We start from the raw sequence: 16666 nt of genomic DNA on the forward strand, positions 1-16666 counted from the left end.
GGGTCCTTTTGGACGGGATATGCTCAGATAGAGGTCATTCTACGAAGTGCTTGTCGATTCCTGCGCATATCCGTTACAAATGTATAGGGCACCCTGCGAACTATTTATAGTAATCGTACGTGGTGTTAAATTGAAATATTTCGATACGAATAAATAGAAACCGAATAATCGCTATGTGTAGTAGACGGGGGATTGTCGTGTGATGGAAGTGGAGTTGCGTAACTGAGTGCCAAAGCGCCGATACATAACAAAAAAAGGACAGGACATTATAGCCAACGGCAATGTCCTGTCCCTTTTAGAAAAATACTCTTTTTACTGCTTCAGCAACCAGATATCCGATATTTTTGAGTTCTTCCGCCAGTTAAGGTCCGATTCTTCCGGCCCGTCGAAAGTGACGGAAATTTTTCCGTCCTGTGTCAGCGAAAGGGGTACAATCCATTCTTTAATCCCATCCTCCTGCTTACTGTATACGATCGGTGCCAATCGTTTGCCATCAACCCGCAGAAGGGCTTCGCCGAATCCTGCCACACGTATCATGTATCGGGCTCCGGGCTCGAGGTTGTCATAGTCCAGTTCCGGCTCTCTTTGAAAAAGCTGCGACGAAAGCCGCCTACGGCTTTTTCCATTGTCCCACCAGGCCACATCCGTAGCGTCGTCAGAAATGGTTTTGACACGCGGTCCTTTACTGACATTGGAAATATCATCATAATAGCTGCCGGGTCCCGGATTTTCCCATGTGGCAATTCGCCGGACAGCAGCAAGTTTTTGTTCCTGATCTTTCATGGCTTTGATCTTTTCAAACTCATCCTGAAGCCACCACCGGTTATTGAGCGGATAATCGACAAAATCCATCACCACCCCACGCTCGGGACTACGGGGTTTGTGTTTTGCCGTACTCGTCTGAAAACCGATAGATGTATACAAGGCATCGCTCAGGTAATCCAGATGTGCCCGTATGGCTTTATCCACCGGCTGCTGATCGGCCTCATTCACTTTGGCAAGCGCCTTGTCCATGATTTCTGTCATATTCGATGCGTCGGCCCGAAGCAGGATTTCATTGGCTTCTTTTTCAAGCTCCTGTTCGCTGATCAGGCGCAGGCGCGTATACTGGTCGTAGTACGCACGCATGAGCAACATCTGCCAGCGCCAATTTCCTTTCAGCGCAGGATTTGCCGCTTCCAGCGATTTCCAGAACTGAAAAGTAGCTTCCACCCCTCCGTTTTCGGCAAGCGGCCCTTTCCAGTTTTGTTCCAGCGCCTCAATACCACTGGCGGCAGATTCCCCGACGCCCTGCGTGAAGAAAAAGCCAGCATACTCCGTCATGATCTCATGCACATGTTTCTTGGGATCCCAGGCACGCATGCTCCACAGTACCTTGTTTACATCATCATGGCTGCCATCTGAATACGACACGAAGCCATCGGTGAACGGTGCATATTTTTCATGAATTCTGGCAAAAGCATATGGCCTTGGATTCACCGATTCCCTGCCAAGGGTGAGGGCATAGGCCTGGTCAAATTTTTCTACCGGGAATTCGCACCGGACCGAATGGGTAATGTCAGGATACTCCCGGTGCTGATATTGCTTGGGCAATCGGTACCGGGTCTCAGCCATAGGCGGGCTGCCCGGACCCGACACCACGCCTTGCAGCCATGTCGGCTTTTCGGTATCCAGGTATTTATAGAAATAATCGACCTGCTCCACATTGAACCCCTGCAAGGATATCCACATTTTGGCTTTTGGGTGATATTTAACCAAAAGGCCCTGCAGTTCACGAAGAAAAGGAAGTACCTCGGAAGGATGATTGTCGCCGGGATCTCCCCCAGGGAAAAAGATATGATCCAGACGGGGGCATGCTTTGTAAAACGCTTCATGCTTTTCCAGCTCTTCCTTTCGTTCGATTTGATTTTTTAGCTCAAAAGTAGCCGGGGTCCACACCCAGTAATCCATATCGTATTTCCTACAAATCTCACTCATACGGATATTCATCTCGGCTGCCGGAATTTTAAAATGCGGGCTGGCAGCATTTGACTCCTGAAATGGAATTCCCTCCACGGCATTGGAACCAAAAATCGCGAGTTCCCGAATGTACTGATCATACTGGCCTGCCGTCCAGGCATCATAGGTATTAGCCGTGTGGCGGTAACCGAGCTGATGGCCGCGAATAGGGTATGCAGGAGCGGAAGCATAATCGGCCTTTTTATCGAGTTGCAAAATATTCTTATCCATCCGCAAATTCCTGAGCAACCAGCCCGTGCCAAATAGAATACCACGGGCGTCGGCGCCGATGATCCAAATGACATTTCCTTTGTCGGAAACTTCGGTTAGAATACGATACCCTTCTTTTTTAAATTCGGGACTGTTGTCATCGCGTCTCACCGGTGATGGCCTGCCGTTCAATTCCAAATCCGAAGAAAGGATCAGCGCAATCGTGGGGGTGCCAGCCTTGGGCCACACAGCTGTTTTTTTGATTGGGAGGCTTGTTCTCTTGTAAATTTCCTCCGACAGAACCATTTCTGCGGTTTCCCGCATCGGCAATGGAATATTCGAAGAGACCTGAATGACTGCATTCTTAAGGTTGACCGTCTGGGCATTACTTTGCAGAAACTGGCTCAAAAAAAGGATTACTACGCCAGTGCACCGGAACATCAGAGAATATCTATTTGTATACGCTTTAAGAGACATGAGAATGAATACTTCAATGTTGAAATGAAAACATGTAGTATATACTTCATCCAACTCCGATCAGGCCAGTATTTCAGGTGTTCCCCACCCCGGCCCAAGCGCTTACCCGCTTATACTCCTCATTTAAATCAGCCTCCTTTGAACTAAAATATATGCTACCGCGGGTGGTTTTGAGAAGCAGGAACGATTTTGCGGTTGTATTGACAAAGAGCTTTACCTTGCTCCCGTCGTCCAGGCGAAAATTCCCCTTTCTGTAAACGCCTCCATTGAACCCGTTTGTTCTTGATCTAATATGCGGCATCTGGTCCAGAATACGGACTTCGGTAAGATTTTCCCGGTCAATCGTAACCCCGTAAATCCCGGTTATCTCAAGCTGGTCCCCATCTATTTTCAATTCACTTTCTTTGAAACTGATCACCGAAAAATAGAGCACAACAACCGCGATAAGGGCAAGCATACCACTTACAGCGGCTGAAAATCCGTATTGCATACGGCTTGGATTAAAATACCGAACCGATTTGTACACAAAAAAACTATATCCGCCGATCATGGATAACACCTGAACAATATCAGTTAAGTTTGGGCTGATCCTGCTCAGCAGCAATGTAACTGTTAGAAGGGAAACTCCCAGAAAAAGATGGAAACGTTTGAACAAGTGCAGATAACCATCCAGGTCTACCTTTTCCCTATCGGTCGCAGACAGGGTGTTGTAGCCCGCTAACAGGTATTTGGCATTTCCTTTGGTAAGAATGAAAGCAAGGGCTATACATATCGTTGGCAATACAAACAATGAGAAATCCATACGTTCACTTTTTAGTCTGTAGTAGTACCCAGGATGTTATTTCCGACAAAGCCTGCGGCGAGAAAGTTTGTTCAATCACGGCATATTCAGCGGGGGAGCCGGTTTTGCTTTCCTGAAATAAATGATTGAGCCCTGGAAGTTGTTTTGTCACGAAGTTTTTGTTCCCGGCTTTTTCGAGTGATTTTTTGATTACTTGCAGATTTTCTTTTGGAGGAACCTGCAAATCATTTTCTCCATTCAATGCAAGTACGGGGCATTTTACCTTTTCCAGGGCAGTTGCCGGATCGTAGCTTACAAAGAATCTGTTCCAGGGTGTATTAATGGATCTGACCCCTTGCGCTATGGCTGCATCTTTTTTATCAGCGGGTGGTTGCTGAGTTGCAGGAAGGTCTTTCATGGATTCGTTCAACAGATCTGTGAGCTCCTTATCCATGTCCTCCCCACTCCCTTTTCCTTTCAGCACCCCATAAATGCCCCTATACATTGCCTCTCCTTTGTTAAGCATTTCGTCACTCACGCCATTGGCCTTACCAATCAACCGGGTTTGCAGCAACAGTATATCATCGCCGGGCAGTCCGGGACCGGACAGTAATACGATAAAATGCACATCTTCAGATTTTGCAGCAATCATCGGGGCAATAAGCCCACCTTCACTATGGCCGATCAACCCCAGCTTTCTCTGATCAATTTCCGGCCTGGTTTTGAGATAATCGATGGCAGCGCGCACATCGGAAGCAAAATCAGGTGTGGTGGCGCCTTCGAACTTCCCTGTCGATTCACCTGTGCCGCGTTCATCATATCGCAACACGGCTATCCCATTTCTGGTCAGATGATCTGCCAGAACAAGAAATGGTTTGTGACCAAATAATTCTTCATCTCTATTCTGTGGTCCACTGCCACTGATCAATACTACGACCGGGTATTTGCCGGTTTTTGCGGGCATGGAGAGCGTTCCGGCCAATGTGATCTGTCCAGCATTATTATTTACAAACGATACATTTTCTGTATGGTATGGAAATGGTTTGGCTGGCTCCTGCGGACGAGCTATCCTGGGCGCTTCTCCGGTTATACGCTCAAGTACCAGCGGCAAAGACATCCCGTTTTGCTTGTATTCCCCTGAAATGGAGCCATTGCTCCATTTCCCTTCATAGGTTGCGTTGATGTTGCTGATTTTCAGCTGCAATACAGAATCTTTTACCTGCACCGAAGACACCGGGATACCTTTCACACCCTGCTTCGGACTGTCCATGGTACTCGTGAACCCGTCGCCATTTTTTACAAAATTGAAAACAATGGGTAGTTTTCCTCCGGGCACGTTCAGATCGCCCTGCCAGCTTCCAGTAAGATCCTGAGCTGATATTGTGCAAGAAAAAATCGCCAGAAGGGCTGTTACAAATAATACTCTCATTTTAGAAAATTTAGAAACAGATAATGAAGTGCAACTTTAGAAAGTACCTCTGCGACCAACAGAGCAATAATAAAGCCCAAAACCGCCTTGCTTCCTTTCAGGTTTGCAGACATGACAAAGGCATTGTAAAGCAAAGCAACAAGCCAGATCATTGGCAACAGTAGAAACAGAGACGCCGCAAGCATTCCAGGCGTGATGTTTTCGGGAGACATATTTTGTATCGGAGGCAAAAGTGCAATCAACGCCCCTGGGAGCATGGCCGCTCTTGCCAGCGCAGTTGTTCCCAGGAAGTCGATAAAACGTATTTTAGATTTTGAAAGAACAAGACCCGTCAGGTAAAAAACGATGGCGACTATCAGCCAGTCCAACAGCGGTTCGACCAAATAGAGCCAGTAGGGCGTCACGGCACCTACATGCAGATCGATGGCACCATCAAAATGAATCCGGCCATAAAATGCAACGACGGAGGTCACGGCCATGATCGCGAGCCCGGCCATCATGGCCGGTATGCCCGCCAGGTAGATAAATGGATTGAAGAGCCACTTGTTCAGATCAATTGTTTTCATTTGGCTGATTATTCAATTTTTCAATAATGTCATCAAGCAGGTTTCTAACAGAAGGATAACTCAGCTCGAGAATCTGTGCCATTTCTTTAAGGCTACCGCTACTTTTTACAAACTCGAGAATAAAATGCTGTTCACTCATGGTAAGCTGCGCCAAAACAGGCAGGCTGAACTGCCCCGAAACCACGGTGTCGCAATGCGCACAGGTAAGCGCCGTGACCTGCAGATCAGCCTCACAGCTGGGACATTGATGCGGTAATTTCTTTGGCATAATTTTAATAAAAATCAAAAATATTAAATATTATTAATTTAAACTTAAATTTTATGAAACATTTTTACTTTAAGTTAAACTAATATTGCATTGGAAGTTTGCTTCCGTTATGCTATGGCGAAAAATTTAAGCGCATAATCTCAATGCGTTTTCCTCCTTTGCGGGTTGGATTACAAAATAAGGGCAATAGAAAAACGAAATGGCGATAAGCCTGAAGGGCGGGTTTGGACAGAAAAGCAGATTGCCTTTCTGTTCAACCCAGAATTAATGGCGTGAAGCCATGCTATTGAAGAGCGACGATTAGAATGCCGTTGTGCAGCAGGCTGATTTTACGTACGACCAGGCGATAAGGATCCATGCGCCTGAGCTTTATTTCATGGCAGAAGCCTTTAAAAATCTGAATTGTTTAACGAGCGCCTTTCCGCGCTTCAATTGCAGTATATAAGTTCCAACGGGAATACCCGTCGCCATTAAATCAATATGCACCAGTTGATCCGAAATGGAGATTTTTGGACCAACCAACTGAACGGCTCTGCCCGAGTTATCCGTCAGAACGAAGTCGAGACCTTCTGTTGAGAAGTTTTCCGGCAATTTAATATTAAATACACTTTCGACGGGGTTAGGATAAAATTGCCAGGCTTCGATATTTTTTGCAATGTTCACGGAATCTCCGTAGGAAATGACAAAGCTGACCGACCGGGATACCACCGTTACACCACTTGATACGGTGCGGGCGACCAGTTGATAGCGACCGACGAAGGGTGGAAAGCCAGCATGATTTTTAATGAATGAATAGGGCTCTTCCGAGGCTGCCGTTTTTTTGGCATAAGGGCCTTTCAGTTCATAATAAATTGTTTCGAAATCAAAGTTACTCGTTGCCGATATATTGATGAGCGGGGGGAGGCCTTCAAAAGCCAGCATTTCTCCGCCTTCCAGAGTTGTCAATTGTTCACCACCATTTCCGGTTAGTTCGAGCTTCAGGAAGGGTACCACCACCTGGATCACCATCTTCGTTGACACGGATGCCCCTTCGTCATCGTAACCTGTAACGGTGATCGTAAAGCTACCGAGCGTTGATGGCGTGCCAGTCAAATGGCCGTCTACATACGTTAACCACCCGGGCAGGTTACTGGCTTCGATTCTCGCCATTTGACCATCTGGATCTCTAAATGTGCTGTCAGGTATTCTAAATTTGAAACTTCTGTTTACCGCAATGGTCCTGGATGCCAGTGCAGCGGAGACAATTGGCTTTTTATTGGAAGCGTTTACCCAATATTCGTCTGTAAAAAGATCTTCCCGAATTTTGATGTAAACAGGTTTAGGGTTTTTGGGGTCGGCATAAGCTTTGGCCTTATAGAGATTATAAACCACCCTGGAGGCTCCTCCTTTCTCCACAGCTTCAGACAAAAGATAACTCACCGTGTCCGCATATGCAATGGGCGTTATAGAGGTCGAAAGCCAGCGCTTAGATGCGTCTAAAATATACGGCATCGATCTGTTTATCATGGGTATGGTACTAACCACAAAGGTTACCATATCTGCACCGTGCTGAAATTGTTCATCGGTCTGTTTCTTAAACTCGAAATTTTCCGCCCAATCAGCACCAAAAACTTCATTGGCCACAAAAAACCCAGCCCGGCTTTGACTCCGCAGGATATCCACCGAAAATCGGTGGTCGCTTCTCGACAGGTCGTCATTCACTTTTATACCATCGGTTTTCTCATTGAGATCCTTAAATCCCAAAGTGCTGCGAAGACCGGACAAATCATCGAAAACAGAGCCATAGTCGGCAACATATTTAATCGTTGAATCAACAGATTTGACGGCACCAATCATTTTTTCAATGAACGTTTTCAAGTGCTGATGGCGATAGATATACCAGTCCGTCCCGTAACGGTTCTTGAATGATTCTGACGGTTCCCAGTGCGCATATGGTGGCCCTGCTTCTTTAAATGATTTGTACGAGCGGCTCCATTTCGAATTGAGGCGTTCTATTTTTCCGTAATTAGCCTGAAGCCAGGCCTGGAAACCATCTACAATCTGAGGGGAGTAGTCGTAAAGTGAGGAGACTTGTTTGTCCTGATAATATCCCTGCGTATTGTAGCCTGCTTCCTGCTCAGATGTATTGGTAACCGATATAAATATGAGTTTTTTTTGCTCCTGAAGAAATCGATAACGTTGGGTAACTTCCTTTACAAATGCGATAGCCAGTTCAAGAGCCGGATCGTAGTTGAATCGAAAATATGTATCCCCATAGCCGGCAATCAACGGTGTGTTTCGTCCATCATGCGGAACATCTTTTAAGTCCCAAAAGCCTTTAAGATTTTCATTATGCCTGCCAAGGTGAATACGGATAGCTATTTTCATTCCCAGCTTGGTCGCAATTTCGATTTGCTCATCGTACTTGGCCCAGTTTGGCGCTTCATTTGGAGACTTTTGGCGTACATTGTTCCACGGAATGGTCAGGTATACGGAATTCATTCCACCCTGATGGGCGATCTTAATCAAATCCGCATCGATTCCCCGTTCCTTCGGCAAATTTAGCAGCATCAGTGCAAAATATCTCTCCCGGCCAGGACCTTCCAGCTCAATGGACTTCAGCATCGGATTTGCCTTCACGGCGTGTTCGGGCAAAAATCCGGTGCTGCACATAAAAAATAATGCAAAAATCCGGAGATTTGTAAAACAAGATGGGATGTAAAGGAATTTGCTCATAGGGGCAAAACGTATTTATTTACGGACGAATTTTAAAGATCGCCGTAAAATTTCTTTGGGGACATAACTGCTCAGATTCCCCGCACACCTTTCAACACCTTCTGGCTAAGGGAACAGTGCTGCCTGGAAAACAGGCAACCCTAACATTAATCCTTATTCGGCCCTGAATGCTGCGATCAGTGCAATACTTTCAGAAACTTTCTGTTCGATCCAGGCCCAATTTTCGGAGGCGATCACGTCCTTTGGAAAAAGGTTTGATCCCATACCGACCCCATAAACACCCGCTCCGAACCATTCTTCGATACTTTGCCTGGTAGGCTGAACGCCACCCGTCACCACAATTTTCACATGTGGCATCGGTCCTTTTGCAGCTTTTACAAAAACCGAACCAACCACCTCACCGGGAAACAATTTTACCACTTTTGCACCATGCTGCGTTGCATTGAAGATTTCCGTCAATGTGGCAGTTCCGGGAAGCCAGGGAACTCCCGCACGCACGCAAACTTTACCCACTTCGGGATTGGTAAAAGGGGCAACCACAAAATCTGCTCCGGCATCGATGTATTTCTGAGCTGTTTCGGCATCATAAACAGTACCAATTCCCAGAGCCATTCCGGGCAGGCTTGATTTTGCAAAATCTACAAGCTGCACAAATACCTCATAGGCGTTGGCGCCACGGTTGGTGAATTCGAATGCACGGGCGCCCCCTCTGTAACTGGCGGAGACTACTTCCCTGACGATACCAAAGTCGGCATGATAAAAGAGTGGGAGTAAACCCGTTTCGTTGATAAGAATTAATGTTGTTTCCTGATCTATATTTGCCATGTTTAGCACTGGGCTGTTAGCTGGTAGCTGTTGGCTATAGCTGGTGATTGAATACTTAATTAAATTATCTCTTAATTCTTCCCGAAGTTTCGCCCTGACGGATCGCTTCTACTTCGGCAATGGTGGAAATGAGTGCATCGCCTTCAATCGTGTGTTTCAGCGCGGAAGCCGCCACACCAAACTCCAGAGCCTTCTGATCATCGTCAAATGAAATGAGGCCATGGATCAGTCCGGCAATAAATGCATCGCCACCGCCAACCCGGTCGATGATTGGATTGATCTCTACATCTGCGGTTTCCAGTAATTCGGTTCCATTCCATAACAAGGCACGAAGCAGATTATGTGAAGCGCTGATAGAGGTTCGTTTGGTATCCACCACTTTACTCACCTGCGGGAAAGCCTGCATCAATTTTTTACTTGCATCCACAAAATCATCACATGCTATGCCAAAAATATCCCTGATATTCAGTTCGTTGGCAATGACAACGTCCGTTCCTGCTGTAAGTTCAGGCAGAATATCGGATGGTTTTTTTCCATATTTCCATAGATTGGCCCGGTAGAAAATATCCCCTGAGACGGTCAATCCATACTTACGTGCAGCTTTGATTCCATCCAGCAAGGCATCCGCAGCACCTTGTGACAGGGCAGGTGTAATGCCGGCCCAGTGAAACCATTTCGCATCCTTCAGTATCGCATCCCAGTCAATTTCTTTTGGATCAATTTCGGCAAGAGAAGAGTTTGCCCGGTCGTATACAATCTGACTTCCCCGTAAAGCAGCTCCCGTTTCCAAAAAATATACCGCCATCCTTGGACCTCCAAAAATGATATGCGACGTATCCACGCCGTGGAAGTGCAGGTATTGTGCTGCGGCTCTGCCTATGGGCGAATCGGGAAAGCGGGTGACATGAGCGGTTTCGTGCCCCCAATAGGCCAATGCCGTGGACACATTGGCTTCGCCTCCGGCATATGTTACATTAAGCTGCCTTGCTTGTTCGAATCTTGAAAAACCAGGGGTGGAGAGCCGCATGAGGACCTCACCGAATGATATGATTTGAGCCATAAATTGGTACTGTTGACTACGACTTACTGAAATGATCTCATTTGTCGCTGGTCTTTGAATAAATTGTTTTCCTGTCCAAAAATAGTCTTTTGAAAATTAAAATAGCCCTTAACGTACGTCTCGGGCTATAATATTTTCGTCTAAGCTGGTAAAAACCACAACCTGGCTTTAAAATCCGAAATAGTTTCTGGCGTTGTTGTAGGAAATATCCTGAACCATTTTGCCAAGCCATGGAAGGTCGTTGGGCAATTCGCCATTTTCAACGTCGTTCCCCAGCAAATTGCAAAGTATCCGGCGGAAATATTCATGCCTTGGATAGGAAAGGAAACTTCTGGAATCGGTAAGCATCCCTACAAAACGGCTCAACAGCCCCATGTTGGATAATGCATTCATCTGCCTTTCCATGCCGTCTTTTTGATCCAAAAACCACCAACCCGATCCAAATTGCATTTTCCCGGCTACGGTTCCATCGTTGTAATTCCCGATCATCGTGGCCAACACCTCGTTATCTGATGGATTCAAATTGTAGAGTATTGTTTTGGCCAATTGATTGGTAGAATCCAGCTTGTTCAGGAATTTGGACAGCGCCTGCGCCTGGCTATAGTCTCCGATCGAATCCCAGCCTGTATCGGGCCCAAGCTCTCTCAGCATTCTGGCGTTGTTGTTACGCAGTGCCCCCAAATGAAATTGCTGTGTCCATGATTTAGCATGATCCATCTTAGCCAGATCGTAAAGCAAGACCGATTTAAAAGCAGTTCGCTGATCTTCGGGTGCCAGTTCACCATTGATGGATGAGAAAAATGCCTGCTTCGCAAGACTTGTATCAAAGTCGGAATAGATGTGCTCCAGACCGTGATCCGAAAGTTTCCCTCCCATTGAAGCAAAAAAGTCATGTCTATTCTGTAAAGCGGCAAGCAGATCATCGTATGTTTCAATTCGCCCAAGGCCTGTTACGGCTGAAAGTTTGTTGAGGTACTGCTGGAATTCAACCGGCGAATCGATCAGAAGCATCGCTTTGTCGGGCCTGAATGTAGGCAACACTTTGATTTCAAAGCCGTTGTCACGGATCTGCTTGTGATATTCAAGGGAATCGATGGGATCGTCAGTGGTACAAATGTAGTTGACCTTCATTTTCTTAAGCAGAGCCCGAACGCTGTAATCAGGCTGCTTCAATTTTGCTGAACACTCGTCATAGATTTCCCGGGCTGTGTCCTTATTCAGAATGATATCCACACCGAAATAGCGCTGTAGTTCGAGGTGGGTCCAGTGATACAACGGGTTACGCATGGTGTACGGTACTGTGGCAGCCCACTGCTCAAACTTCTCCCAGTCACTGGCTTCTCCGGTACAATATTTTTCGTCAATACCGTTGGCACGCATCGCCCGCCATTTGTAATGATCTCCGTAAAGCCAGATTTGTGTAAGATTTTCAAATTGTTTATCCTGGGCAATCTGGTCAGGCGGAAGGTGGCAATGGTAATCCACAATCGGCATATCCTTCGCATACTCATGATAAAGAATACGCGCTGTTTCCGTACGAAGCAGAAAATCTTCGTCCATGAAGGTCTTCTGTAAAATGGGCTGTGTTATTGTTGACATCAAAATATGAAGGGGTTTCTTCTACAAAAGATATGTTTGCTTGCTCGCAGGAGAAAGGCTGACGAGGCGCCCGGTGCTTCCACCACACTAAATCAAACGTTCACACTATTTAAACTTCTTTCAATGGCATACTCCAGGCCACGCAATTCGGCAAGTCCGCGCAAGCGGCCAATAGCAGTATAGCCGGGGTTGGTACGCTTGGTGGCTGAGAGATCGTCCAGCATACGATGTCCGTGATCAGGTCGGAAAGGCATTTTCAGGTCTGTTCTTCCATTTTCCTTTCGAGTCCTCTGTTCTTCTACCAGCGCTTTCATTACGCTGTACATATCTACATCGCCATCCAGGTGATCAGCCTCGTAGAAGCTTCCGTCGTGCTCGCGGCTAGTAGCCCTAAGATGTATGAAGTGGATACGGCTTCCCAGGCGACGTACCATCCCACTGAGATCGTTATCGGGCCTTACGCCGTAGGAGCCTGTGCAAAAGCAGATTCCGTTTGCCTGGTGATCATATGCTTCCAGAAGGCGGGTGGCATCGTCTTCCGTACTTACCACCCTGGGCAGGCCCAGGATCGGATACGGGGGATCATCGGGATGAATGGCGAGTTGTACACCAGCCTCCGCAGCAACCGGCCCGATAGCCTGGATAAATTGATACAAATGGGTCCTTAATTCAAGATCTCCAATGTGCTTATAGGTATCCAGAACCTCCCGAAATTCCTCAATCGTGAAGCTTTCTTCTGAGCCCGGCAGCCCGGCGATGATGTTTCGGATTAATTTCTGGATTTCCTGGTCACCTGCCTGATCCAGCCATGTTTTGGCTTTACTTTTCTGTTCTTCGGTGTATTCCTCCTGCGCATTCTCGCGCTTCAGAAGAAAGAGGTCAAAGGCTGCAAATTGCGTGGCATCAAACCTCAGACCTGTGGAGCCATCCTTCATAGGTGCATCCAGATCCGTTCTGGTCCAGTCCAGAATAGGCATAAAATTGTAACATACGGTGTCTATTCCACAAGCACCCAGGTTGGATAATGACTGCTGGTAATTTCGGATGTAGGTTTCATAATCTCCGGTGCGCGTCTTTATGGACTCATGCACAGGCACACTTTCCACAACGGACCACGTAAGTCCTGCGGCCTCGATTAATTCCTTGCGGGCGGTTATTTCGCTTACCTCCCACACCTGTCCGTTGGGAATATGATGCAGGGCAGTGACAATACCCGTTGCACCGGCTTGTCGGATATCGGATAACGATACCGGATCATTTGGGCCAAACCAGCGCCATGTTTGTTCTAAAGGCATAATTTCGTTTTAGCTTTTAGCAGTAAGCTTTTAGCTATTAGCCTCGCAGCATGCCGCATGTTGGCCAAATAACTATCAGCATAAACTTTAAGCGTTAAAAGTTGTACATATTTTGCTACTCCCGCAAGTTAAAAAGGAATAGCAAAACTTAAATAAAGAATGGTATCTTGAATTTTTTAAAAGAATTCAAAGTGCTAGCCGCTTATCGCTAAAAACCAACCGCTTTCAAGCCACCAACCGATGCTCCGGCACCCGCTCTCTAAGTACTTTCAACGCGCGGCTCATTTGTGTTTCTACAGTTTTTACGGATATTTTAAGCCGTTCTGCAATGTCCCGATACCGGAGTCCGTCTTCACGGCTGAGCCTGAATATAACCTGACACTGGCGTGGCAGATCCCTGATGCACCCTTCAACATGTTCATAGAATTCGTTAAATGACAATTCCTCGGCCGGGGAAAAGTGATCGGCATGGGACATGTTCCACTGTACCGATTCAAGCGATTCGCGCTCATACTGGCGATGAACCTTCAATTTAAGATAATCCAGTGCCTGGTTACGCACCGCCCTGTAAATGTAGGCTTGAAAAGATGTATGCACTTCAATCTGTTCCCTGTTCTTCCATAATTTGACAAAAACATCGGAAACAACCTCCTCGGCAATTTCTCTGGTACCCACTACGCGCATTGCATAATTGCACAAGGAGCGATAATGATGGGTAAACAGTTCACGAAAAGCATAATAATCTCCATGAGCAACAACCCTTCCAAACAGGTTTTCCAAAACACTTTTCTGAGAATATCCAGAAGCAAGGGTTTTGGTTAATGATTTCGTTTCCATTAAAATCGAAGTAGTTAATAATTGAAAAATTCAGGGATTGGCGGTGCTTTTTCTCTATGTGAGATTATTAATATTTACCTAGTTTAACCATTCGCTCGTTGATTTACAAAAATAAATCTTGAAAAAAATCTATATATTTACGCAACCGTTCCCGGAACCGTTCCCGATTCGCTATTTTTCCCGGAACAAATTCTTTTAGTTTGCGGAAAAGTAAGTGATGAGGTGATATTGCCTTTTTCCGAAAAATTATAACAATTGTATTATTTCTATAAGTAGGTTTTATGAAGAAGACTTCGGTCACAATCAAGGAAATTGCCAGGCTTCTGGGTGTTTCCAAATCCACGGTATCGAGGGCACTTCGGGACAGTACAGAAATAAGTGAGGAGACCAAAAAGCGGGTGGTTGACCTGGCCGAATCCCTGCGTTATACCCCCAACCCCATTGCGCTTAGTTTGCTGAAAAACCAGTCACAAACCATTGCCGTTCTGGTTCCGGACATAGATAACAGATTTTACTCTTCCACCATCGGCGGCATTGAAGACATTGCATATAGCCGGGGTTATCACACCATGATTTACCAAAGTCATGAGTCTTATGAAAGAGAGCTGGCTGCTACGCGGCACATTTCACAGAGACGTATAGATGGCCTGGTTGTAGCTATATCCAGCCAATCCGAAGGACATGACCATTTTATCGAACTGCAGGAACAGGGAATTCCCGTCGTGTTTTTTGATCGGGTCAGTGATTCGATGCAAACGCATAAGGTAAGGGTAGATGACTACAAAGGTGCTTTCGAAGCCACTGAACACCTCATCATGCAGGGCTGCGAAAGGATTGCCCATATTGCAGGACCCAAAAACGTCTCCATCAGCACCAACCGCCTGGAAGGATACAAGGATGCTTTGAAACAATATAATATACCATTTCAGGAAGAATGGGTATTGCACAGCGAAATCACCCAGGGAGGAGGGACCGAGCGCACTTACCAGCTCATGGCATTACGAAACCGGCCGGATGGCATTTTTGCGGCTAGTGAGCGGATCACCATGGGTGTGCACTGGGCACTCCGCCAGCTTGGCTACCGCATGCCCGATGATGTAGCCGTGATCGGTTTTTGCGACCTGGCCATGTCCACCCTTTTGGAACCTCCGGTAAGTGCGGTTACACAGCCTTCGTTTGAAATGGGCCAACAGGCTACGTCTCTTTTGCTGGATCTTATAGAAAGCAAAAGCACCCCGGCAGCTTATGAGACCAGGGTGCTTTTATCTAACTTGGTTTTTCAAAAATCTTCTCTGAAACAATTAGCCGGTAATTGATTTAAGCTTTCTGTCAAATTCCGACAGGATACGCTCCTTCATGGAAACTTTTCTCTTCTGAATATTGATTCGCCCCTGAGCCGGTTTGTCGAGCTCAGGATCGCCTGTGGCTGTACGGTCAAATTCCTGAATAGCATACTCGAGGTCGCTCTTTTCCCTTTTGGCCAACCACTCCAATTCGCGATACTTGGTGCGCAACTGCTCCTCCGGGCTTTTCAGTTCAAAGGCAGGATACTTGCGACTGATCACTCTGGCCAGATAACTAAGCTCAAATATCTTATCGCACACCATCCGGAATCTTTCAGCGAGTTCCTTGTCGGCCATTTTGTAGGGGATTTTGATCTCCTTCCATTTGCTCAAAAGGACTTTGGCTTCATTGGATGCCGCAACGATGTCGGGTTGCCGCAGCAAGAGCTCCGCTTCCTGCAGTAGTTTTTGTTGCTCCAGAATCCGCGGGTCTACACGTACCTTCGGCTCAATACCTTTGGCAAGATTATATTTATCGTAGAAGAGCTTAAGAAAATGGCGGTAGGCCTTATTGACCTTAAAGAAGCGTTTGGGAGGCACCTCTCCAACATTGTTCCACAACCCTCTCACTTCCCGGGCTTTGTTGTAAGCATCGTCCAGGTCTCGTGAATAGCTCAGCGTTTTGGTAATTTTGATAAGACGCTCGTATTCATCTATCCTCGCCTGATTTATTTTGTTCTGCTCGTCAAAATAATCACGTCTGCGCTGGAAAAAGCTATCAAGGATATCCTGAAAAGTGGTTTCCACTTCCTCCTGATACTCCTTTTCAACCGGCCCTGTCCTAATCCACTTGGCTTTGATCTCCTGAATCTGGTCGGTAGCCTCGGCATAGTCGGGAATGCTGGCAGCCGCTCGTACATCTTCAGTCAGCGCACGTTTTATCTCAAGGTTTTTTAGCTGATTTACCTCAATAAGTCCTTTGAGATACTCCTCTTTGTCCTGAAGCTTTTGCAAAAGGGGGACAAAGTCTCCTAGTGCATCAAAACCTTTCAGTTTACGTTGTAGTTGGATCAATTTGGTTAAATAAGAACCCTTGTTAAGCGCTTCGTCGATTTCCGCTTCTAATTGCTCAACCTTGTTGAGCACGATAGAAAACCGGTTCTTAAAATAATCAATTGCTTCCTGTTCTGTACGTTTTACCTCTCCAATTTGCCGATCCGGGTACTCCAAATACCCTTTTAAGAATACCTTGCTGTCTTTAACATAGCCGTATTCATCATTCAGTGTGGCATTTTCCATTCTTTCAAATTTTTTATCTGCTAA

Annotated in this window: 13 protein-coding genes; 1 reads left to right on the top strand and 12 read right to left on the bottom strand. The window is 46.3% G+C overall.

Annotation, left to right across the window (positions count from 1 at the left end):
• Nucleotides 1-312: 312 nt before the first annotated feature.
• The 11 genes from DYADSP32_RS17145 to DYADSP32_RS17195 form a co-directional block, all read right to left on the bottom strand.
• Complete coding sequence (locus DYADSP32_RS17145) at nt 313-2649, bottom strand: hypothetical protein (RefSeq protein ID WP_414617860.1); 2337 nt, start codon at nt 2647-2649, stop codon at nt 313-315.
• Nucleotides 2650-2758: 109 nt separating this feature from the next.
• Nucleotides 2759-3487: a DUF3784 domain-containing protein gene (locus DYADSP32_RS17150; RefSeq protein ID WP_149241601.1), complete on the bottom strand. Its 729-nt coding sequence runs from the start codon at nt 3485-3487 to the stop codon at nt 2759-2761.
• Between the two features lie 4 nt (nt 3488-3491).
• The gene (locus DYADSP32_RS17155; RefSeq protein WP_149241600.1) at nt 3492-4895 is read right to left on the bottom strand and encodes an alpha/beta fold hydrolase; all 1404 of its coding nucleotides are present in this window, start codon (nt 4893-4895) and stop codon (nt 3492-3494) included.
• Complete coding sequence (locus tag DYADSP32_RS17160) at nt 4892-5461, bottom strand: hypothetical protein (RefSeq protein ID WP_149241599.1); 570 nt, start codon at nt 5459-5461, stop codon at nt 4892-4894. The genes DYADSP32_RS17155 and DYADSP32_RS17160 overlap by 4 nt, the downstream gene beginning before the upstream one ends.
• Complete coding sequence (locus DYADSP32_RS17165; protein WP_149241598.1) at nt 5448-5729, bottom strand: DUF2089 family protein; 282 nt, start codon at nt 5727-5729, stop codon at nt 5448-5450. The genes DYADSP32_RS17160 and DYADSP32_RS17165 overlap by 14 nt, the downstream gene beginning before the upstream one ends.
• A gap of 369 nt (nt 5730-6098) precedes the next feature.
• Nucleotides 6099-8444 carry a putative Ig domain-containing protein gene (locus DYADSP32_RS17170; protein WP_149241597.1) on the bottom strand — a complete coding sequence of 782 codons (2346 nt, stop codon included), beginning with the start codon at nt 8442-8444 and terminating at the stop codon, nt 6099-6101.
• A gap of 153 nt (nt 8445-8597) precedes the next feature.
• On the bottom strand, nt 8598-9269 hold the full coding sequence (locus tag DYADSP32_RS17175; protein WP_414617861.1) for a bifunctional 4-hydroxy-2-oxoglutarate aldolase/2-dehydro-3-deoxy-phosphogluconate aldolase: 672 nt from the start codon (nt 9267-9269) through the stop codon (nt 8598-8600).
• Nucleotides 9270-9333: 64 nt separating this feature from the next.
• On the bottom strand, nt 9334-10329 hold the full coding sequence (locus tag DYADSP32_RS17180) for a sugar kinase (RefSeq protein ID WP_149241596.1): 996 nt from the start codon (nt 10327-10329) through the stop codon (nt 9334-9336).
• 168 nt (nt 10330-10497) lie between these two features.
• Entirely contained in the window at nt 10498-11928 is a 1431-nt protein-coding gene (uxaC, locus tag DYADSP32_RS17185) for a glucuronate isomerase (RefSeq protein ID WP_149241595.1), read from the bottom strand.
• Between the two features lie 92 nt (nt 11929-12020).
• On the bottom strand, nt 12021-13223 hold the full coding sequence (uxuA, locus tag DYADSP32_RS17190; protein WP_149241594.1) for a mannonate dehydratase: 1203 nt from the start codon (nt 13221-13223) through the stop codon (nt 12021-12023).
• A 225-nt stretch (nt 13224-13448) separates the two neighbouring features.
• Nucleotides 13449-14060 (bottom strand): RNA polymerase sigma-70 factor, encoded by a 612-nt coding sequence (locus tag DYADSP32_RS17195; RefSeq protein WP_149241593.1) that lies wholly within the window; start codon nt 14058-14060, stop codon nt 13449-13451.
• 281 nt (nt 14061-14341) lie between these two features.
• Here DYADSP32_RS17195 and DYADSP32_RS17200 point away from each other — a divergent pair, with 281 nt between their 5' ends.
• Complete coding sequence (locus tag DYADSP32_RS17200) at nt 14342-15376, top strand: LacI family DNA-binding transcriptional regulator (RefSeq protein ID WP_149241592.1); 1035 nt, start codon at nt 14342-14344, stop codon at nt 15374-15376.
• On the opposite strand, the gene DYADSP32_RS17205 is transcribed toward DYADSP32_RS17200, so the two are convergent.
• Nucleotides 15362-16642: a DUF349 domain-containing protein gene (locus DYADSP32_RS17205; RefSeq protein WP_149241591.1), complete on the bottom strand. Its 1281-nt coding sequence runs from the start codon at nt 16640-16642 to the stop codon at nt 15362-15364. The genes DYADSP32_RS17200 and DYADSP32_RS17205 overlap by 15 nt on opposite strands.
• Between the last annotated feature and the right edge of the window lie 24 nt (nt 16643-16666).

It is taken from the genome of Dyadobacter sp. 32 (assembly GCF_902506755.1).
Lineage (GTDB): Bacteria > Bacteroidota > Bacteroidia > Cytophagales > Spirosomataceae > Dyadobacter.

Bases quoted from the DNA above. Each gene is read 5' to 3' on its own strand.
- DYADSP32_RS17145 (WP_414617860.1), bottom strand. From the start codon at position 2,649: ATGTTCCGGTGCACTGGCGTAGTAATCCTTTTTTTGAGCCAGTTTCTG.
- DYADSP32_RS17150 (WP_149241601.1), bottom strand. From the start codon at position 3,487: ATGGATTTCTCATTGTTTGTATTGCCAACGATATGTATAGCCCTTGCT.
- DYADSP32_RS17155 (WP_149241600.1), bottom strand. From the start codon at position 4,895: ATGAGAGTATTATTTGTAACAGCCCTTCTGGCGATTTTTTCTTGCACA.
- DYADSP32_RS17160 (WP_149241599.1), bottom strand. From the start codon at position 5,461: ATGAAAACAATTGATCTGAACAAGTGGCTCTTCAATCCATTTATCTAC.
- DYADSP32_RS17165 (WP_149241598.1), bottom strand. From the start codon at position 5,729: ATGCCAAAGAAATTACCGCATCAATGTCCCAGCTGTGAGGCTGATCTG.
- DYADSP32_RS17170 (WP_149241597.1), bottom strand. From the start codon at position 8,444: ATGAGCAAATTCCTTTACATCCCATCTTGTTTTACAAATCTCCGGATT.
- DYADSP32_RS17175 (WP_414617861.1), bottom strand. From the start codon at position 9,269: ATGGCAAATATAGATCAGGAAACAACATTAATTCTTATCAACGAAACG.
- DYADSP32_RS17180 (WP_149241596.1), bottom strand. From the start codon at position 10,329: ATGGCTCAAATCATATCATTCGGTGAGGTCCTCATGCGGCTCTCCACC.
- uxaC (WP_149241595.1), bottom strand. From the start codon at position 11,928: ATGTCAACAATAACACAGCCCATTTTACAGAAGACCTTCATGGACGAA.
- uxuA (WP_149241594.1), bottom strand. From the start codon at position 13,223: ATGCCTTTAGAACAAACATGGCGCTGGTTTGGCCCAAATGATCCGGTA.
- DYADSP32_RS17195 (WP_149241593.1), bottom strand. From the start codon at position 14,060: ATGGAAACGAAATCATTAACCAAAACCCTTGCTTCTGGATATTCTCAG.
- DYADSP32_RS17200 (WP_149241592.1), top strand. From the start codon at position 14,342: ATGAAGAAGACTTCGGTCACAATCAAGGAAATTGCCAGGCTTCTGGGT.
- DYADSP32_RS17205 (WP_149241591.1), bottom strand. From the start codon at position 16,642: ATGGAAAATGCCACACTGAATGATGAATACGGCTATGTTAAAGACAGC.